Genomic DNA, 19,813 nt, shown 5'->3' on the forward strand with positions numbered 1-19,813 from the left:
CGTCGAGCGCGGCATGGCCGGCGCTCCGTGTTGCGCACAGGCTGGATGTCGCGGACGATCGAGGATACGGAACGTACCGTTTCGATTCGATGAGGCTTGTCTCCTCAGGTCGAAAACCGGTACCCGCCTTTCACCGGCTGGGCCTGCCTGGCTTTCTGCGAGCCGGCGCGCGCGGCCGCTGCAAGAATGCTCTCCACAAGATCCTTGTCGCGCAGCGGTTTGCCGAGCAGCGGCACGTCGGGGGGCCGGCCGGCGATCGCGTCGGCATCGGCATATCCGGTTATCATCACCGCCGGCCAATCGGCCCGCAGATTGCGGGCGAACCGAATGACCTCCAGGCCCGAGACGAGCGGCATGGCAAAATCGGTGACGATGACATCGAAATCGTACGGCGCGCGCTCGATCATCGCCAGCGCTTCGGCACCGCCCGCGGCACAGGTAACCGCAAAGCCGTGTTGGCGAAGCGATTGCGCCGTCAGTTCCCGCAGTACGTTGCTGTCGTCGATCAGCAGGACCGATGGATAGTCCTCGCCGGCATTCACGACGCTGTCGTCGGCATCGGATTTCTCGGGGATTTCGACCGGACGCTCGATTGAACGCGGCAGCCAGAGCTGGACGGATGTTCCACTGCCGACGGTGCTTTCCATGCGAAGCGTGCCGCCCGATTGCTTGACGAAACCATGCACCGTGCTCAGACCGAGGCCAGTGCCCTTGCCGACCGGTTTTGTGGTGAAGAACGGTTCGACGACCTTGGCGAGAATGTCAGCCGGTATGCCCGACCCGGTGTCCTTGACGGTGACCACGACATAGTCGCCCGCCGAAATATCCTCGGCTGCACGGCCTAGCGTTCGATTTTGCGCCTCCACGATTATCGTGCCGCCGGACGGCATGGCATCGCGCGCGTTGAAGACCAGGTTCATCAGCGCGAGCTCCAGCTGGCTGGCATCGACATGCGCCGGCCACACAGTGTCGTCGACAAGCCAATCGAAACGGATCAGGCCGCCCAGGACCGGGGCCACCAACCCGTTCATTGTATCGCCGAGCGCGGCGAGGCGCACGGCCTGCGGCCTCAGCGTCTGGCGGCGCGAGAACGCAAGCATGCGGTTGACGAGCTCGGCGCCTTGTTTTGCCGACCGGCGTGTCAGTTCCAGAACCTGCCTGGTCTGTCCATCGAACTCGGCGTGGCGCTCGAGCAATCCCAATCCGCTGAGAATTGCGGCAAGCAGATTGTTGAAATCATGCGCCAGCCCGCCGGTAAGCTTGCCGATCGCGTCGAGGCGCTGCGATTGCAGCAGCTGGTTCTCAAGCTCGCGCCGCTCGGTAACGTCCAGCAACGTGCCGAGGATCTCAGGCTCTTTGCCGTCGGAGCCATTCGACAGGACGCCCTGGTCGAGAAAAATCCGGTAATTGCCGTCGGCGCATTGCCAGCGGAATTCGCAGGTGTAGGAGCCGGCGGCCTTGGCTGCGAGCAGGACCTCCCTCACTCTCGGCAGATCGTCGGGATGAACCCGGCTCAGGCCGAAGCCTGGATCGGATGTCAGGCGTTCGGGAGGAAAGCCGGTCAGGCGTTCGACCCCTTCGGTGACAAAGCTGGCGCCGAACGGCGGCTCCGCCGCCCTTGCGTGGAAGCAGACCGGAAGAGAGCTCAAAATGGCATGCTGCCGCTCCTGGGCGCTGCGCAGGGCTCGCTCGGCCTCGAGCTTTTCCTTCTGCGCCTGCAGTGCCTGGGCCAGCAGCCGTTGCTCGGCAGCCGCCTTTTGCTGGATTTCCAGCGTCTTCTCATGAAGTTCGACGAACACGGCGACCTTGGAACGCAGCATGGCCGGGTCGAAAGGCTTGAACACGTAATCGACCGCGCCGGCGTCGTAGCCGCGCAGCATGTGCGCGTCTTCCTTGTTGATGGCGGTGAGAAAAATTATCGGCGTTCGCCTGGATTGCTCGCGCTGGCGGATCAATCCCGCGGTCTCGTAGCCATCCAGCCGGGGCATCAGCACATCCAGCAGGATGACTGCGAAATCCTCCTTCAGCAGTGCGCGCAACGCCTCTTCGCCCGACTGCACGCAGACGACTTCACCGATAGGGGCCAGAACCTCGCCGATCGCCAGCAGATTGCGCTCGTCGTCATCCACGGCCAGGATGCGCGCCTTTGCCGGCCCTGCTGCCGGCGCCATAACCTCCAGCTTCCTTGCTCCGTTTCTCGACAGTTTCTGCATCGAGCGGCCGTCAGTTCACTGCCATGAGCGTCTTTTCCGGACCATGAACACGGGATCGCGAACGGCCGATCCAGACACGCAGCAATGCCAGCAGCAGATCAAGGTCGACAGGCTTGGCGATGTAGTCGGAGGCGCCGGCGTCGAGGCACTTCTGCCGGTCGCCCTTCATTGCCTTGGCTGTGACCGAGATCAACGGGATATGGGCGATCGCCGGCATGCTGCGGATCTGCCGCATCGTCTCGTAGCCATCCATTTCCGGCATCATGATATCGATCAGTGCCGCATCGATGTCCGGGCTCTGCTCCAGAAGCGCGATACCTTCCCGGCCACGCTCCGCATGCAGCACCTGGATGTCATAGGTCTCGAGAACGCTGGTGAGTGAATAGATGTTGCGGATGTCGTCGTCGACGATGAGGACCTTTGCGCCGGCGAGGTCGAACTTGTCCGGCTGTTCGGCTGCCGCACTATTGTTGTCGTGGCCTCGCCCCGGGAGCGTCGCGGATATCAGGAGAGCCAGCTGCGCGAAATTCTCCGCCCGCGGAACGTCCGCCAATGCCGGATGCAAGGCGAGCGACTGTTGCAGCGCTTCCGGATGAGGCGCAAAGAACAGCAGCCGCGACACCGACTGTCCGAACAGGACGGCAATCTCATCCAGCATCTGGGCGTTGTCCTTGGCCGAGCGGCCAAAGCCGAGCACAACGGCATCATAGTTGGCGATGCCGATATCGTCCGCATTCGCGGCGACGCGGCCGATCGCGGTGACCGAGGTGACGCCGTCGCGGATCGCCTCGATCAGCGAAAGGCGGCGCTCGGGATCGGGATCGGCAATCAGGACGCGGCTCTGGACGCGGAGCTTTCTGGAATGAATATCCTGGAAGACCTTCATCAGTTCGTCCGACGATACGGGCTTGGTTGAAATGCTGGATGCACCCTTGCGGGCAAGCACCTCGATGTCTTCGGCGCCCGAGATGACATGAACGGGAATGTCCTTGGTTTTCGGGTCATGGCGAAGCAGATCGAACAGCACCCAGCCGTCGATATCCGACAGTCCGAGATCGAGCGTAATCGCGTCGGGAACCAGCTTGCGTGCCAAAGCCAGCGTGCCGGAGCCCGCGGTCGACAGGACGCCTTTCAGCCCGGCCGAACGTGCAAGGCCGAGCAGCAAACCGCCGAAGGTCGGGTCGTCCTCCACGATCAGCACGACCCGATCTTCCGACGAGATCGTGTCGCGGTCATCGAGCAATTCGGAGGACGGCGGGCTCGGCTGCGCCGTCGTCGCGGCCACCTCCATCGCCGGCAGCAACGCCGCTTGCGGGGCCAAGGCCATCCGGGGTCCGTCGAATGGAATGACCAGAGTGAACGTCGAACCCTTGCCCGGCGTGCTCTCGACCCTCAATTCGCCGCCAAGCAGCCGGGCAATCTCCCGGCTGATCGAAAGCCCAAGCCCAGTGCCGCCATATTTGCGGCTTGTGGTGCCGTCGGCCTGCTGGAAGGCTTCGAAGATCAGCTTCTGCTTGTCCTGCGGAATACCGATGCCGGTATCGCTGACGACGATCGCGAGCGCCTCCATGGGTTGCGCCGAACCGTTGTGACGGCCCGCCTTTTCGGCCCGGAAATTCAAGCGGACCTCGCCTTGCGAGGTGAACTTGAACGCGTTCGACAAAAGGTTGAGCACGATTTGCTGCAATCGCTTCTCGTCGGTGCGGACGGTCTCCGGAAGCTCGGGATCGACGTTGATGGTGAAGCCAAGTCCCTTGTCGGTCGCCAGTTGCCGGAAGGTTCGCTCCATGTGCTGGCGAAGATGCACCACCGGCATGTCGTTGATGTCGATCGAGACGGTGCCCGATTCGATCTTCGACAGGTCGAGGATGTCGTTGATCAGGCTCAAAAGGTCGGTGCCGGCCGAATTGATGGTGCGCGCGAACTCGACCTGCTTGTCGTTGAGATTGCCCTGCTGGTTGGTTGCGAGCAGGTTTGAAAGGATGAGCAGCGAGTTCAGCGGCGTGCGCAGTTCGTGGCTCATATTGGCGAGGAATTCCGACTTGTATTTCGAGGTAAGCGCCAGCTGCTCGGCCTTCTCCTCCAGCGCCCGCCGCGCCATCTCGATTTCCAGGTTCTTGTTCTCCACCTGCTTCTTTTCGTTCTCGAGCAGCTGCGCCTTTTCCTGCAGCTCCTCGTTGGTGGCGTGCAGCTCCTCCTGCTTCTTGGTCAGTTCGGTCTGACGCGCCTGCAATTCCGAGGTCAGCAGCTGCGACTGCTTGAGCAGGCCTTCGGTACGCATGGTGGCGGCGATGGTGTTGAGAACGATGCCGACGGATTCCATCAGCTGGTTGAGGAAGGACTGGTGCGTGTCGCGGAATTCGCTGAACGAGGCGAGTTCGATGACGGCCTTCACCTCGTCCTCGAACAGAGCCGGAAGAATGATCACGTTCGCCGGCGCGGCATTGCCAAGGCCGGAGGTAACGCGCAGGAAATTCGGCGGCACATTGTCCAGCATGATGGCGCGCTTGTCGGCGGCACTCTGCCCGACAAGCCCTTCACGCAGATCGAGGCGTTGCTTGATTTCCGCCTTGCTTTCGGCGCCATAGGAGGCGGCGAGCTCCAGATAGAATTCATCCTCGTCGCGGTTGGTCACATAGAACACGCCATATTGCGCATTCACCAGCGGGGCGAGTTCGGACATGATGAGGCGCGAGACCGTGGCCAGGTCACGCTCGCCCTGCAGCATGCGCGAGAAGCGGGCGAGATTGGTCTTCAGCCAGTCCTGCTCGGCATTCTTCAGCGTCTGGTCCTTCAGATTGCGGATCATCTCGTTGATGTTGTCTTTCAGCGCCGCCACCTCGCCGGAGGCCTGGACGCTGATCGAGCGGGTCAGATCGCCCTTGGTCACCGCCGTCGACACCTCGGCGATGGCGCGCACCTGGGTGGTCAGGTTGGCCGCGAGCTGATTGACGTTGTCGGTCAGGTCGCGCCAAAGGCCGGCAGCGCCGGGCACCCGGGCCTGGCCGCCGAGCTTGCCTTCGATGCCCACTTCGCGGGCGACGTTGGTCACCTGGTCGGCGAAGGTCGCCAGCGTCTCGATCATGCCGTTGATGGTGTCGGCGAGCGAGGCGATCTCGCCCTTGGCATCGACCGTCAGCTTGCGCTTGAGATTGCCTTGCGCGACCGCGGTCACGACATCGGCGATGCCGCGCACCTGGTTGGTCAGGTTCGTCGCCATCAGATTGACGTTGTCGGTCAGGTCCTTCCAGGTGCCGGCGACGCCCTCGACCCGCGCCTGGCCGCCGAGCTTGCCCTCGGTGCCGACCTCGCGGGCGACACGCGTCACTTCGCCGGCAAAGGAGTTCAGCTGGTCGACCATGGTGTTGATCGTCGATTTCAGCTCCAGGATCTCGCCCTTGACGTCGACGGTGATCTTCTTCGACAGGTCGCCGCGCGCCACAGCGGTGGTCACCTCGGCGATGTTGCGGACCTGGCCGGTCAGGTTCTCGGCCATCGAATTCACATTGTCGGTCAGATCCTTCCAGGTGCCGGCAACGCCGCGCACCTGCGCCTGGCCGCCGAGCTTGCCTTCGGTGCCGACCTCGCGCGCCACGCGCGTCACCTCCGAGGCAAAGGAATTCAGCTGGTCGACCATCGTATTGATGGTGTCCTTCAGCTCGAGGATCTCGCCGCGCACATCGACGGTGATCTTCTTCGACAGGTCGCCCAGCGCCACTGCCGTCGTCACCTCGGCGATGTTGCGCACCTGGCCGGTCAGATTGGCGGCCATCGCATTGACGTTGTCGGTCAGGTCTTTCCAGGTGCCGGCGACGCCGCGCACCTGCGCCTGGCCGCCGAGCTTGCCGTCCGAACCGACTTCGCGCGCCACGCGCGTCACCTCGGAGGCGAAGGAATTCAGCTGGTCGACCATCGTATTGATGACGTCCTTGATCTGCAGGATCTCGCCCAATGCATCGACGGTGATCTTCTGGGTCAGGTCGCCGGTCGCAATCGCGGTTGCTACCTTGGAGACGTCGCGTAATTGCACGGTCAGATTGCCGGCCATGGCATTGACGTTGTCGGTCAAATCTTTCCAGGTGCCGCCGACGCCCTCGACATGCGCCTGACCGCCGAGCTTGCCCTCCGACCCCACTTCGCGCGCCACACGCGTCACTTCCGAGGCGAAGGAATTGAGCTGATCGACCATCGTGTTGACGGTGTCCTTGAGCTCGAGGATTTCGCCCTTGACGTCGACGGTGATCTTCTTCGACAGGTCGCCGCGGGCAACGGCGGTCGTCACCTCGGCGATGTTGCGGACCTGGCCGGTCAGGTTGGCGGCCATCAGGTTGACGTTATCGGTCAGGTCCTTCCAGGTGCCGCCGACGCCCTTCACCTCGGCCTGGCCGCCGAGCTTGCCTTCGGTTCCGACCTCGCGCGCCACACGCGTCACTTCCGAGGCGAAGGAATTGAGCTGGTCGACCATCGTGTTGATGGTGTCCTTGAGCTCGAGGATTTCGCCCTGCACGGCGACGGTGATCTTCTTCGACAAGTCGCCCGAAGCGACCGCAGTCGTCACCTCGGCGATGTTGCGGACCTGGCCGGTCAGGTTCTCGGCCATCGAATTGACGTTGTCGGTCAAGTCCTTCCAGGTGCCGGCGACGCCGCGCACCTGAGCCTGGCCGCCGAGCTTGCCCTCGGTGCCGACCTCGCGGGCGACACGCGTCACTTCGCCGGCAAATGAGTTCAGCTGGTCGACCATGGTGTTGATGGTCGATTTCAGTTCGAGGATCTCGCCCTTGACGTCGACCGTGATTTTCTTCGACAGGTCGCCAAGCGCCACGGCCGTGGTCACCTCGGCGATATTGCGCACCTGGCCTGTCAGATTTTCGGCCATCAGGTTCACGTTGTCGGTCAGGTCCTTCCAGGTGCCGCCGACACCTTCGACGCGCGCCTGACCGCCGAGCTTGCCTTCTGTACCGACTTCGCGCGCGACGCGCGTCACTTCCGAGGCGAAGGAATTGAGCTGGTCGACCATCGTGTTGATGGTGTTCTTGAGTTCGAGGATTTCGCCTTTCACGTCGACGGTAATCTTCTTCGACAGGTCGCCGGAAGCGACGGCGGTCGTCACCTCGGCGATGTTGCGCACCTGCCCGGTCAGGTTCGTCGCCATGGCGTTGACGTTGTCGGTCAGGTCCTTCCAGGTTCCGGCCACACCTTTCACGCGAGCCTGGCCGCCCAGCTTGCCTTCGGTGCCGACCTCGCGCGCCACGCGCGTCACTTCCGAGGCGAAGGAGGCCAGTTGCCCGACCATGGTGTTGACGATCTTGCCGATGCGCAGAAACTCGCCGCGCAGCTGCCGGCCGTCGATTTCGACCATCATCGTCTGCGACAGGTCACCCTTGGCCACCGCGCCGATGACGCGCGCCACTTCGGCCGTCGGCTGAACCATGTCCTCGATCAGATCGTTGACGGAACGGACGCTCGATTCCCAACTGCCGGTGGCGTTGCGGACACGGCCGCGTTCGCCGATCCGGCCATCCTTGCCGACGACCTTGCTGAGGCGTTCGAACTCGCGCGTGACCTGATCGTTGAGTTCTACGATTTCGTTGAAGGTGTCGGCGATCTCGGAATCAAGGCCGGCGTAGACATTGTCGATACGAACGGAGAAATCACCGCTCCGAAAAGCCTTCAGCGCGTTCAGTATTTGACGACGGTCCAATTGCCTTGTGGATGCAAGCACGCTCACAGCGCCCCTCCCAGCTCACGGATTTCTTGAATGTCCCGGTGAAACTGTCCCCTGCGGCCGACACAACTCCCCGCAAGCGCAAGAACGCGGCATGCTCGATTTGGTTCCAGACGAAATTGCCGCTATGCGGCAGGAATTTCGCAGCCGCATTCACGAAACGACGAGCAACAAAGATCCATAATGATTGTATCGATCAATATTTCTGCCCAACGGAACATCTCGAAAAAACTCTCGTTGGTATAGATCGCGATCCAGCGATGCAACTCGATGGAGACACTAAGATGATGAAAATTCTCTCTGCATCCCTACTTGCTATCGGCCTGGCCACATCTGCCATGGCACAATCCATGGGCTCCGGGACCGGTAGCGCCGATGGCAATACCGGCGTCAACACAGGCACTTCCGGCGGCAACACCGGGACCGGCAGCGCAACTACCCCGAACACAATCGATCCGAACGCAACGAACGCTACCACGCCGCAGACAAACGGTATGGAGGATCGCTGCAAGGATACGGCGGGCAGCGATACCGACAACAACACACCCAGCGGCGCTATGACGTCGGATATGCAGAACTGCAACAAGTAACGGAGTTTTGCGCAGCGGTCATTTCAGCCCGCGGCCTGGTCCAGACCGGTGCTCGCGGTTCAAACCACAGCCAGAAATATGCACAGACCGGGCACGGGCTCATTACTTCTGAATGGATCGGCGAGCCCAAGCCGGGCGGCCGATTAACTAGTCTCAGCTAGGTTCTGCGATAGGCGGCGGCCAGCCCGGCGGGCGGGGCGGCCGTTCTGCTGATTTTCGCGGAGAGAACTGGTGGAGCCAATCGGAATCGAACCGACGACCTCTTGAATGCCATTCAAGCGCTCTCCCAACTGAGCTATGGCCCCACTCCGGCAGTTCACCGGCGCCGTTTCCGGCGAAGAGATCCGGCGCGGGTTCTAGACCGCGCCGTTAGTGAAGGCGGCTTCTAACCCCGCCTTCAGTCAATATCAAGCCTTCAAGAACCGCTTTTTCTAAGCAGCGCCGCGAAAGCCGGCGAATGCGGTTCGCTCAGACTTCGTCGTCGTCTTCGCCGACGCCGATCATGTCGGCAACGTCGTCGTCTTCTTCCTCCTCGTCGGCGAGGAACGTGTCATCCTCGTCATCGCCAAGGTCAACGTCGTCTTCGTCATCGCCGAGATCGGGAAGCTCGTCGGCCTTCGCGTCCTCGTCCGCCTCTTCGAGCGAGACGACCTCGACGCCCTCTTCCTCCTCGGCGTCCACTTCCTTCTCGGCAACTTCCTCTTCCTCCTCGAGGGCGGCGATCTTGCCTTCTTCGAAATAGGAGCGCGGATAGCTCTTGCCCGTGTAAGGCGAGACGATCGGGTCCTTGTTCAAGTCATAGAATTTTCGACCTGTCTCCGGGTCGATGCGTTTGGTGCCAAGTTCGGGTTTTGCCACAGCAAGCCTCGTCGATGAAAGTTTGGTCCCCTTAACCAGAGTTTACGGCGCTGTCAAAGCGAAAAGCCGGCGTCCCAAAAAGCTTGAATTCGAAGGCCTTCATACCAAGGGGATGACCATTTCGGCACGCCATGATAGGAGACCCCGCAAACCAGCAGAAAATGGCCGGCCGCCGGCGTTTCCAGGAAAGAACCATGTCGCACACTGCCGCCCCGAAGCAGGCCACCGCCCGCAAATCATCTGGCCTTTCAGGCGCGGCACGGGTGCCGGGCGACAAGTCGATCTCGCACCGCTCGTTCATGTTCGGTGGCCTGGCCTCCGGCGAAACCCGCATCACCGGGCTGCTGGAAGGCGAGGATGTGATGCGTACGGGCGTTGCCATGAAGGCCATGGGCGCCCATATCGAGAAGCATGGCGCTGAGTGGGTGATCCGCGGTACCGGCAACGGCGCGCTGCTGCAGCCGGAAGGCCCGCTCGATTTCGGCAATGCCGGCACCGGCTCACGCCTCACCATGGGCCTGGTCGGCACCTATGACATGGAAACCACCTTCATCGGCGACGCCTCGCTGTCCGGCCGGCCGATGGGCCGGGTGCTCGAGCCGCTCCGCCAGATGGGCGTGCAGGTGCTGAAGGCGACGCCCGGCGACCGCATGCCGATCACGCTGCACGGGCCCAAGCACGCCGCTCCGATCACCTACCGCGTGCCGATGGCATCGGCACAGGTCAAGTCGGCGGTGCTGCTGGCTGGGCTGAACACGCCGGGCATCACCACCGTCATCGAGCCGGTTATGACGCGCGACCACACCGAAAAGATGCTCAAGGGGTTCGGCGCCAATCTGTCGGTCGAGACCGACGAGCGCGGCGTGCGCCACATTTTCATCGAAGGCCAGGCCAAGCTCACGGGGCAGACGATCGCAGTGCCTGGCGACCCCTCCTCGGCCGGCTTCCCGCTGGTGGCGGCGCTGATCGTGCCCGGCTCGGACATTACAATCGAAAACGTGCTGATGAACCCGACCCGCACCGGACTTCTGTTGACGCTGCAGGAAATGGGCGCGCGCATCGACATAATCGATCCGCGCAACGAAGGCGGCGAGGATGTCGCCGATCTGCGCGTGCGCTATTCCGAGCTGAAGGGCGTCACCGTGCCGCCCGAACGGGCGCCGACCATGATCGACGAGTATCCGGTGCTTGCCGTGGCGGCGAGCTTCGCCGAGGGCGAAACGCTGATGCTCGGGCTGGAAGAGCTGCGCGTGAAGGAATCCGACCGGCTGTCGGCGGTCGCCAACGGGCTGAAGCTCAACGGCGTCGACTGCACCGAGGGCGAGGCCTCGCTTGTCGTGCGCGGAAAACCCGGCGGCAAGGGCCTCGGCCAGCATCCCAACGGACAGGGCACCATCGTCCAGACCCATCTCGACCACCGCATCGCCATGAGCTTTCTGGTGATGGGGCTGGCGACGGAAAAACCGGTGACCATCGACGATCAGGCGATGATCGCAACGAGTTTTCCGGAGTTTATGGGGCTGATGAAGGGGCTTGGGGCGGAGATCGAGTAGCTTGATGGCAATCAATAGCCTTGGGGGTTGGGGCCAAACTGGAACATCGGCGGGACAGCGCCCCCCTCTGTCCTGCCGGACATCTCCCCCACAAGGAGGGAGATTGGCAGCTTCGGCGCTCCGCTCAATCCTGCGACGTAGACAATTGGCGAAAGCCGCGATGGCCGCCGATCTCCCCCCGAGTGGGGGAGATGTCCGGCAGGACAGAGGGGGGCGCGAAGGATCGCCACGCCTATCTGGATCATTGCGCTTTTCGATTCCGGTGGGCGGCCAATGACCCCAACCTTCACCATCGCCATCGACGGCCCTGCCGGCGCCGGCAAAGGCACCCTCGCCCGACGGCTCGCCGACCATTACCGGCTGAACCTGCTCGATACCGGCCTTACCTATCGCGCGGTGGCGCATGCGCTGCTCCGGCTCGGCCTGCCGCTCGACAATGTTTCGGCCGCTGAAACCGCGGCCCGGCAGGTCGATCTGGCAAAGCTCGACCGCGCAGTGCTTTCGGCACACGCCGTTGGCGAGGCGGCTTCGAAAGTGGCAGTGATCCCGTCGGTGCGGCGCATCCTGGTCGAGAAACAGCGCGACTTCGCAAGAACACCGCCTGGCGCGGTGCTCGACGGCCGCGACATCGGCACCGTCGTCTGTCCCGATGCCGACGTAAAACTCTATGTCACGGCAAGTGCCGAGGTGCGGGCAAAGCGGCGGCTGGATGAAATCGAGAGCATCGGCGGCACTGCCAATTTCGACGAAATCCTTGCCGATATCGTGCGCCGCGACGAGCGCGATATGGGCCGCATGGACTCACCCTTGAAGCCGGCCGCCGATGCGCACTTGCTCGACACGTCGGAAATGGCTATAGAAGCCGCGTTTCTGGCAGCTCGGGCGATCATCGACGATGTCCTGGCCAAGAGAAACGAAGCCTGAGCCGGGTTTTCCTGCCGCCGCCGATTGCCGGCGACAAAAAGAATTCCCATATCGGGCATGAACCAGCCTGTCAGCATTCTTCATGCGCCGGAATTGCCGCTCAAGGGCGGCCAAGGGCTTTTGCCCGGAACGCCGGCAGGCCAACGCAACGCTAACCCACGGCGCCCGCCCCGCGACAGATTGCGGGGCATTCCAGGAGAAACTATGTCAGTTGCAAATCCCACTCGCGATGATTTCGCGAGCCTGCTCGAAGAATCATTTTCCGCCGGCCATTCCGGCGAAGGCCAGGTCGTCAAGGGCATCATCACCGCCATTGAGAAGGACATGGCCATCATCGACGTCGGCCTCAAGGTCGAAGGCCGCGTGCCGCTGAAGGAATTCGGCGTCAAGGGCAAGGACACGACGCTCAAGGTCGGCGACACGGTCGAGGTCTATGTCGAGCGTATCGAGAACGCGCTTGGCGAAGCCATGCTGTCGCGCGAAAAGGCCCGCCGCGAAGAGAGCTGGGTCCGTCTCGAAGAGAAGTTCACCAAGGGCGAACGCGTCGAAGGCGTCATCTTCAACCAGGTCAAGGGCGGCTTCACCGTCGACCTCGACGGTGCCGTGGCCTTCCTGCCGCGCAGCCAGGTCGATATCCGCCCGATCCGCGACGTCTCGCCGCTGATGCACAACCCGCAGCCCTTCGAGATCCTCAAGATGGATCGCCGCCGCGGCAACATCGTGGTGTCGCGCCGCACCGTGCTTGAGGAAAGCCGCGCCGAACAGCGTTCGGAAATCGTGCAGAATCTCGAAGAAGGCCAGGTGGTCGAAGGCGTCGTCAAGAACATCACCGACTATGGTGCGTTCGTCGACCTCGGCGGCATCGACGGCCTGCTGCACGTCACCGACATGGCATGGCGCCGCGTCAACCATCCGACCGAAATCCTCAATATCGGCCAGACGGTCAAGGTGCAGATCATCCGCATTAACCAGGAAACCCACCGCATCTCGCTCGGCATGAAGCAGCTCGAGAGCGATCCGTGGTCCGAGATCGGCACCAAGTTCCCGATCGGCAAGAAGATCAAGGGTACCGTCACCAACATCACCGACTACGGCGCATTCGTCGAGCTGGAGCCGGGCATCGAAGGCCTCATCCACGTTTCGGAAATGTCGTGGACCAAGAAGAACGTGCATCCCGGCAAGATCCTGTCGACGACGCAGGAAGTCGACGTGGTGGTGCTCGAAGTCGATCCGGCCAAGCGCCGCATCTCGCTCGGCCTCAAGCAGACGCTGGAGAACCCGTGGGAGGCCTTCGCGCGCAGCCATCCGGTCGGCAGCCAGGTGGAGGGCGAGGTCAAGAACAAGACCGAGTTCGGCCTGTTCATCGGCCTCGAAGGCGACGTCGACGGCATGGTCCACCTTTCCGACCTCGACTGGACCCGTCCGGGCGAGCAGGTGATCGAAGAGTACAATCGCGGTGACATGGTCAAGGCGCAGGTGCTCGACGTCGACATCGACAAGGAGCGCATCTCGCTCGGCATCAAGCAGCTGGCCAAGGACACGGTCGGCGAAGCAGCGACGTCAGGCGAACTGCGCAAGAACGCAGTCGTCACCTGCGAGGTTATCGGCGTGAAGGATGGCGGTCTGGAAGTGCGGCTGGTCGACAGCGGCATCGAGACCTTCATCAAGCGCTCCGACCTCAGCCGTGACCGCGACGAGCAGCGCCCCGAGCGCTTCACCGTCGGCCAGAAAGTCGACGCCCGCGTCATCGCCTTCGACAAGAAGACCCGCAAGCTGCAGGTTTCGATCAAGGCGCTGGAAATCGCCGAAGAGAAGGAAGCGGTCGCTCAGTACGGCTCAACCGATTCCGGCGCTTCGCTGGGCGATATTTTGGGTGCCGCGCTGAAGAAGCAGGGCAGCTAAGCCAATACCGCGCCTCGCGCGGGTTATAAACGAAACAAATAGCCCCGCCGGAACGATCCGGCGGGGCTTTTGCTTGTGACCTTTGCTTGCGACGGACCGCAGGCTCAGGCCCGGCCGTAGAGTGGCACCAGCGTGCCGCTGATCGCCATGTTGGCCGGCGAGGCAAGGTAGGCAATGGCCTCGGCGGCCGCTTCAAGGCTGACCCATCTGCTGAAATCTGCGTTCGGCATGTCAGCCCGGTTGGCCGGCGTGTCGAGCGTCGAGGGCGCCACGGCATTGACCAGAATGCCGTTGCCCTTCAGCTCTTCGGCCATCGCCACGGTCATCGCGGCGACTGCCGCCTTGGCGGCGGCGTAGGCCACCTTGCCGGAGCCGCGCCGCGGATCGAGCCCGGCTCGCGCGGTGACATTGACGATGCGGCCCGGCACGGAAGATCCCAGCATCGAGCGTATCGCGGCGCGGCAGCACAGAAAGGTGGTGCGGGCATTGGTGTCCATCATCTCGGCGAAGGAGGCGGGTTCGATCTTCTCGACCGGCGCCGCGGTGAAGCCGCCGGCAAGATGCACCGATGCCCATAAATCTGGAACGCTGGCATAGAAGGCGTCGACCTTGGCAGGGTCGGCAAGGTCGACATTGTGCGCCAGCCTGACGCGGTCATGCGCCGGAAAGGGAAAATGCGCAGGCGCGGCAGCGTGGGCATTGGGCACATGGCAGATCGCGCCCTGCTCCAGCAGTTTCCCTACGACCGCACCGCCAAGAGCACCGGTGCCGCCGGTCACCACGATATGTCTGCCGTCCAGTGTTTCCGTCATATTCGACCGCTCCGTCATTGCGCGCCGCCGATGCGGAAGGTCGCGCCTTTCGCGCGATCACTCAACCGAAATCTCGATGACGTAAGGTCGTGCAGTCGCCCGCGCGCGCCCAAGCGCGTCCGCCAAGCCGCCGGTGCCGGAAATCCGCTCGGCGGCAATGCCGTAGGCTTCGGCCAATTTGCAGAAATCCGGCGGTGCCGGGGAGACGCCGACCGGCTCGACGCCGACGTCGAGCATCGAGGTTTCGATCTCGCGGTAGCCACGATTGTTCCAGACTGTGAAGATCACCGGCGCCGCCGCGTCGAGCGCGGCGCCCAGTTCCGGCAGGGTGAACTGGAAGCCGCCGTCGCCGGTGAGGCAAACGACCGGCGCCTCAGGCCTGGCAAGGACGGCACCGATCGCCGCCGGCGGGCCATAGCCAAGCGCGCCGAAGCCGGTGGCGGCGTTGAACCAGCCGCCCGGCCGGTCGTGATCGTAATAGAGGTTAGCGGCGTAGACCGGCTGGGTCGAATCGCCGACGATGATCGCGCCAGGCAGCGCATCGCGGATCGTCTCGACGGCGCGCAATTGCGCCTGCATAGCCGGGCCGATCTCGGCAAAGGCCGCTTGCCGCGTCGCGGCGGCGCGAGCGGCGCCGTCGACCGATTGCGCCTGGCCCGTGCCGAGTTCGGCACGCAGCGCCTCGAGCGCTGCACCGCAATCGGCCTGGATCGAAATCCGAGCCGGCCGGCGGGCAAGCTGGTCGGCGCCGATGTCGATGCGGATCAGATTGGCAGGCAGGACAAAACCGCCGTTGCCATAGCCATCATAGTCGGTCGGACCGAATTCGGTGCCAGCGGCAATGACCAGGTCGGCGCCGGCCATCAGCGCACGCACCGCCTTCAGGCTGGGGCTGGCCGGCACGCCAAGCGGATGGCGATAGAGCAGGCCGCGCGCATTGGCAGTCTGGACGACCGGCGCTCCCAACCTCTCGGCCAGGCGCTGCAACGGCGCTTCGGCAGCTTTGGCGCCGCCGCCGGCAAGGATAAGCGGCCGGCGGGCAGACGCGCATAGCCTTGCCGCCTCGGCAATCGCCGCTACATCCGGCTCGGGCGGCGCTGAATTCCGCAGCAGCGGCACGATGCCGTTGGCCGGCATGGTCATGACATCGGTCGGGATCTCAATATGCACGGGACCCGGACGCGAGGATGAGAACAGCGCAAAGGCGCGGGCGAGCACGCCGGGCAGTTCGCCGGCCTCGGTGACACGGTGCGAAAACAGCGCCACCTTCTCCATCATGCCGCGCTGGTCCGGCAGTTCATGCAGATGGCCAAGGCCTTTGCCCAGCGTCGGCGTGGCGTTGACGCCCGAGATCACCAGCATCGGCACCGAATCGGCGCGCGCCTGACCCATGGCGGTGATGGTGTTGGTCAGCCCCGGCCCGGTGATGACGAAGGCGATACCCGGCCTGCCGCTGGCGCGCGCATAGCCGTCAGCCATGAAGCCGGCGCCCTGCTCGTGGCGCGGCGTGACGTGACGGATCTTCGATCGCGCAAGCCCGCGATAGAGCTCGACCGTGTGTACGCCGGGAATGCCGAAGACGGTGTCGACGCCGTGCGCTTCGAGCAAGGTGATGAGCGCTTCGCCGATGGTCGTCATTGTCTTAACACCGGGCGCGTGAGGCAGGTAGGGCCGCCCTCGCAGGCAATGCACAGCGCATCGGCCTCGAATGTCGAGACCGTACAGCCGGCGGCTTGCATGGCAGCCGCCGTCTTCGGAAAACCGGCAACGGCGATAACCTGGCGCGGCGCGGTCGGCAGCACGTTGAGGCTGAGCCCATTCGAGGCGAAGAATTCGTCGGCGTCGCCCTCGACCAGCCGAATGGCGCGTTCGCGCAGCATCTGGTGGAAGGCGACCGGCAGGAGGGGCGCATAGACCAGCGCCAGATCGTCTGCGAGCGGGCTGATCACCGACATCAGGTGCAGGCAGGCCTCCTCGCCCTGCCAGAGCGGCAGGTCGAAGCCATAGACCTGGATGCCCTTGGGTGAAAGCAGGTTGGAGAGCTGCTGGATGCCGTGCTGATTGGTGCGCACGCCGCGGCCGATGGCCAGCGTGTTTGCATCCACCCACACACAGTCGCCGCCCTCGACCTGGCCGGGAGCCTCGATTCGGCCGAGGACGGGGATGCCCATGCGCCCATAGGCTGCCTCGTGGAGGCTGGGCTCGGGCCGGCGCAGCGCCTTGCCCATGGCAAGGATGACCGCGCCATGATCGGTCATCAGCGAGGGATCGTGGGTAAAAACCGAATCGGCAAGCCCGTCGTCGGCGTCACTCAGCCATTCGATTTCGGCGCCTGAGGCCGAAATCAGCCTGGCCAGCGCATCATGCTGGACCGCCGCTTTTTGCGGATTGAAGCCGGGGCCATAGTGCCACTCCAGCGCTTCGGCCCGACGCATGGCGCCGGCAGCGGAGCGCATCAGCACGCGCTGCAGCGTCCCGGCCATCGACTGCGACCCGTATGCTTTGCCCACTAAATTCTCCTGAAACGCGCCCCTCCTGCCAATAGCCACTCGGCAGGCGGTGATCAATGGTCCAAAAAACTGCGGTTGACGGAGACAAGCGGAACGGTCCATCTTGAGAATCGGAACGCTGTCCAGTGACGGGTAATGGGTAAAAAATTCCAGCAAGGACTGCCTCGGCTGCTCCGCGGGGCACCGCGACGATGACAGCGCCGGCCACCGCCCTGAAGCATACGGCGCAGAACGGCGCCGCCGAAGCCATCCACGTCGAGAACCTGCACAAGAATTTCGGCAAGCTGCATGTATTGAAGGGCGTTTCGCTGTCGGCGCGCGATGGCGAGGTGATCGCCATCATTGGCGGCAGCGGCTCGGGCAAATCGACGCTGCTGCGCTGCATCAACTGCCTGGAGAACCCGACCAGCGGCATTATCCGGGTCAATGGCGAAGAGATAAAGCTGAAGGCCGACAGCTACGGCCACACCGTGCCCGCAGACCGCAAGCAGATCGAACGCATCCGCTCCAAGCTTGGCATGGTCTTCCAGAACTTCAATCTGTGGAGCCACATGACGTTGATCGAGAACGTCATCGAGGTTCCCGTGCATGTGCTCGGCGTCAAGCGCGATGTGGCGATCGGCGAGGCGGAAAAATTGCTCGCCCGCGTTGGCTTGGCCGAAAAACGCGACGTCTATCCTGCCTATCTGTCGGGCGGCCAACAGCAGCGCGCCGCGATCGCCAGGGCGCTGGCCATCAATCCGCGCGTCATGCTGTTCGATGAGCCGACTTCGGCGCTCGACCCGGAACTCGTCGGCGAGGTGCTGAAGGTGATCGGCGACCTGGCGCGCGAAGGCCGCACCATGGTGCTGGTCACCCATGAGATGAAGTTTGCCCGCGAGGTCGCGACGCACGTCGTTTACCTCCATAACGGGCTGGTCGAGGAAGAAGGGCCGCCGGAACAGATCTTCGGCGCACCAAAATCCGAAAGGCTGAAGCAGTTCATCCGCAACATCAGTTAAACTGTGGGCGGACGAAAACCGGGAACAACAACAAAACTGGGAGTCATGACGATGAAGATTATTCTCAAGACCTTTGCCGCAGCGCTGCTGGTTGGCGTTGCCGCCATGGGCGTGGCCAAGGCCGATCCGGTCAAGATCGGTGTCGCTGCCGAGCCCTATCCGCCGTTCACCTCGCCGGATGCTTCCGGCAAATGGGTCGGTTGGGAAATCGAATTCATTGACGCTGTCTGCGCCGAAGAGAAGCTCGACTGCGTCATCACGCCGGTCGCCTGGGACGGCATCATCCCGGCGTTGACGACCAAGAAGATCGACGTCATCGCCAGCTCGATGTCGATCACCGACGAACGCAAGAAGACGATCGACTTCTCCGACAAATATTACAACACCCCGACTGCGATCATCGGGCCGAAGGACCAGAAGTTCGGCTCGACACCGGAGGACCTCAAGGGCAAGATCATCGGCGTCCAGGTCTCGACCGTACACGCCGACTACGCCAAGAAGCACTTCGCCGACGCGGCGGAAATCAAGGAATACCAGACCCAGGACGAGGCCAACCAGGATCTTGCCGCCGGCCGGGTCGACGCGGTGCAGGCCGATTCCATCGCCCTCGACGCCTTCCTGAAATCGGACCAGGGCAAGCAATGCTGCGATCTGAAAGGCATGGTCGCGCCGGATCTGGCCATTCTCGGGCCCGGCGTCGGCGCCGGCGTCCGCAAGGAAGACACCGAGTTGAAGGAAAAGATCAACGCCGGTATCAAGGCCATCCGCGCCAACGGCAAATATGACGAGATTTCGAAGAAGTACTTCGACTTTGATATTTACGGCTCCGACACGCAGTCGAACTGACGGCCTCATCCATGAGCGATTAACCACGCGGCCCCGATAGAGCCGCGTGGTTGGTCGAAATCCATCGACGCGAGCTTCCGCGGGCGGAAATCGCCGGCGGTTTTAGCGCCAGCAATTCGAGGGCGACGCTGATCGACGCATTTGTTCCGGCTTGGGCCGCCTCTGCCATCGCGCTTCTCTCGCCCGTGCCGCCGGGCTGGGGTGGAACGCTCATCGTCGGGCTGCTCCATACGATCGAGATTGCGGTCGGCGCCACCTGTCTCGGCCTTTTGATCGGCATCGGCGGCGCCTCCGGCAAGCTGTATGGTGGTCCGGTGGTGCGCGATCTCCTGGCAGTCTATACGACCGTCGTGCGCGCCGTGCCGGAGCTGGTGCTGATCCTTCTGCTCTATTACGCCGGCACCGACCTGATCAATCAGATGCTGACGGCAACGGGCTATCAGCGTATGGACATTAGCGGGCTGGCGGCCGGCATTGCCGTGCTCGGCTTCGTCCAGGGCGCCTATTCGACCGAGGTGATCCGCGGCGCGATCCTCGCCATTCCGCAGGGCCAGATCGAAGCCGCGCGCGCCTATGGCATGTCTCCCGGCCTGCTGCTGCGGCGCATCACGCTGCCGGCGATGCTGCCGTTCGCCATACCCGGCCTTGCCAATCTCTGGCTGATCGCCACCAAGGACACAGCGCTGCTGGCGGTCGTCGGCTTTTTCGAGCTGACATTGGCGACACGGCAGGCGGCCGGCGTGACCAAAGCCTATCTGACATTCTTTATCGCCGCCGGCGCGATCTACCTTCTGTTGACGCTGGTTTCGAACCTGATCATCGGCCGCATCGAGACATGGGCCCGCCGCGGCATGCCGTCGCTCAAGGAGGCCCGGTGAT

Annotated in this window: 13 protein-coding genes and 1 tRNA gene; 7 read left to right on the top strand and 7 right to left on the bottom strand. The window is 63.3% G+C overall.

Translation table 11 applies throughout. From position 1 onward, the window contains the following. Window positions 1–104: 104 nt before the first annotated feature. Window positions 105–2,171: a PAS domain-containing hybrid sensor histidine kinase/response regulator gene (locus NKI41_RS03670; RefSeq protein ID WP_352681465.1), complete on the bottom strand. Its 2,067-nt coding sequence runs from the start codon at window positions 2,169–2,171 to the stop codon at window positions 105–107. A gap of 52 nt (window positions 2,172–2,223) precedes the next feature. Continuing rightward, the gene (locus tag NKI41_RS03675) at window positions 2,224–7,935 is read right to left on the bottom strand and encodes a HAMP domain-containing protein (RefSeq protein WP_352501159.1); all 5,712 of its coding nucleotides are present in this window, start codon (window positions 7,933–7,935) and stop codon (window positions 2,224–2,226) included. Window positions 7,936–7,979: 44 nt separating this feature from the next. On the opposite strand from NKI41_RS03675, the gene NKI41_RS03680 reads away from it, so the two are divergent. Continuing rightward, a complete protein-coding gene (locus NKI41_RS03680; protein WP_352469899.1) occupies window positions 7,980–8,528 on the top strand; it encodes a hypothetical protein in 549 nt (182 codons plus the stop codon). 229 nt (window positions 8,529–8,757) lie between these two features. On the opposite strand, the gene NKI41_RS03685 is transcribed toward NKI41_RS03680, so the two are convergent. Continuing rightward, window positions 8,758–8,833: transfer RNA gene (locus tag NKI41_RS03685), tRNA-Ala, on the bottom strand. A 163-nt stretch (window positions 8,834–8,996) separates the two neighbouring features. After that, window positions 8,997–9,386, bottom strand: a complete 390-nt coding sequence (locus NKI41_RS03690; protein WP_023676282.1) for a TIGR02300 family protein — start codon at window positions 9,384–9,386, stop codon at window positions 8,997–8,999. 194 nt (window positions 9,387–9,580) lie between these two features. Between NKI41_RS03690 and aroA the strand changes: the two genes are divergently transcribed. The 3 genes from aroA to rpsA all read left to right on the top strand — a co-directional run bounded on the left by aroA (window position 9,581) and on the right by rpsA (window position 13,765). Beyond that, on the top strand, window positions 9,581–10,939 hold the full coding sequence (aroA, locus tag NKI41_RS03695) for a 3-phosphoshikimate 1-carboxyvinyltransferase (RefSeq protein WP_352681467.1): 1,359 nt from the start codon (window positions 9,581–9,583) through the stop codon (window positions 10,937–10,939). Window positions 10,940–11,212: 273 nt separating this feature from the next. Continuing rightward, window positions 11,213–11,863, top strand: coding sequence for a (d)CMP kinase (cmk, locus tag NKI41_RS03700; RefSeq protein WP_352681469.1), 651 nt, complete (start codon window positions 11,213–11,215; stop codon window positions 11,861–11,863). A 204-nt stretch (window positions 11,864–12,067) separates the two neighbouring features. Continuing rightward, window positions 12,068–13,765 carry a 30S ribosomal protein S1 gene (rpsA, locus tag NKI41_RS03705; RefSeq protein WP_023676278.1) on the top strand — a complete coding sequence of 566 codons (1,698 nt, stop codon included), beginning with the start codon at window positions 12,068–12,070 and terminating at the stop codon, window positions 13,763–13,765. Between the two features lie 104 nt (window positions 13,766–13,869). Here the strand turns inward: rpsA and NKI41_RS03710 are convergent, their stop codons facing one another. Genes NKI41_RS03710 through NKI41_RS03720 form a run of 3 tightly spaced genes read right to left on the bottom strand, consistent with a single transcriptional unit; the run spans window position 13,870 to window position 17,060 of the window. Continuing rightward, entirely contained in the window at window positions 13,870–14,577 is a 708-nt protein-coding gene (locus tag NKI41_RS03710) for an SDR family NAD(P)-dependent oxidoreductase (protein ID WP_352625129.1), read from the bottom strand. Window positions 14,578–14,634: 57 nt separating this feature from the next. Then, on the bottom strand, window positions 14,635–16,215 hold the full coding sequence (locus NKI41_RS03715; RefSeq protein WP_352681471.1) for a 5-guanidino-2-oxopentanoate decarboxylase: 1,581 nt from the start codon (window positions 16,213–16,215) through the stop codon (window positions 14,635–14,637). Beyond that, entirely contained in the window at window positions 16,212–17,060 is an 849-nt protein-coding gene (locus NKI41_RS03720) for a dimethylarginine dimethylaminohydrolase family protein (RefSeq protein ID WP_352681569.1), read from the bottom strand. Before NKI41_RS03720 ends, NKI41_RS03715 begins: the two co-directional genes overlap by 4 nt. A gap of 218 nt (window positions 17,061–17,278) precedes the next feature. Here NKI41_RS03720 and NKI41_RS03725 point away from each other — a divergent pair, with 218 nt between their 5' ends. The 3 genes from NKI41_RS03725 to NKI41_RS03735 all read left to right on the top strand — a co-directional run bounded on the left by NKI41_RS03725 (window position 17,279) and on the right by NKI41_RS03735 (window position 19,812). Next, window positions 17,279–18,088, top strand: coding sequence for an ABC transporter ATP-binding protein (locus NKI41_RS03725; protein ID WP_023676274.1), 810 nt, complete (start codon window positions 17,279–17,281; stop codon window positions 18,086–18,088). 51 nt (window positions 18,089–18,139) lie between these two features. Then, window positions 18,140–18,934, top strand: coding sequence for a transporter substrate-binding domain-containing protein (locus NKI41_RS03730; RefSeq protein ID WP_352469896.1), 795 nt, complete (start codon window positions 18,140–18,142; stop codon window positions 18,932–18,934). Between the two features lie 212 nt (window positions 18,935–19,146). Further along, a complete protein-coding gene (locus NKI41_RS03735; RefSeq protein WP_352470177.1) occupies window positions 19,147–19,812 on the top strand; it encodes an ABC transporter permease in 666 nt (221 codons plus the stop codon). The last annotated feature ends 1 nt before the right edge of the window (window position 19,813 follow it).

It is taken from the genome of Mesorhizobium sp. M0601, assembly GCF_040320845.1.
In the GTDB taxonomy this organism is placed as follows: Bacteria; Pseudomonadota; Alphaproteobacteria; order Rhizobiales; family Rhizobiaceae; genus Mesorhizobium.

Excerpts from the sequence above, each read along its gene's own strand:
- NKI41_RS03670 (WP_352681465.1), bottom strand. The coding sequence starts at position 2,171 with ATGGCGCCGGCAGCAGGGCCGGCAAAGGCGCGCATCCTGGCCGTGGAT.
- aroA (WP_352681467.1), top strand. The coding sequence starts at position 9,581 with ATGTCGCACACTGCCGCCCCGAAGCAGGCCACCGCCCGCAAATCATCT.
- cmk (WP_352681469.1), top strand. The coding sequence starts at position 11,213 with ATGACCCCAACCTTCACCATCGCCATCGACGGCCCTGCCGGCGCCGGC.
- rpsA (WP_023676278.1), top strand. The coding sequence starts at position 12,068 with ATGTCAGTTGCAAATCCCACTCGCGATGATTTCGCGAGCCTGCTCGAA.
- NKI41_RS03710 (WP_352625129.1), bottom strand. The coding sequence starts at position 14,577 with ATGACGGAAACACTGGACGGCAGACATATCGTGGTGACCGGCGGCACC.
- NKI41_RS03715 (WP_352681471.1), bottom strand. The coding sequence starts at position 16,215 with ATGACGACCATCGGCGAAGCGCTCATCACCTTGCTCGAAGCGCACGGC.
- NKI41_RS03720 (WP_352681569.1), bottom strand. The coding sequence starts at position 17,060 with ATGGCCGGGACGCTGCAGCGCGTGCTGATGCGCTCCGCTGCCGGCGCC.
- NKI41_RS03725 (WP_023676274.1), top strand. The coding sequence starts at position 17,279 with ATGACAGCGCCGGCCACCGCCCTGAAGCATACGGCGCAGAACGGCGCC.
- NKI41_RS03730 (WP_352469896.1), top strand. The coding sequence starts at position 18,140 with ATGAAGATTATTCTCAAGACCTTTGCCGCAGCGCTGCTGGTTGGCGTT.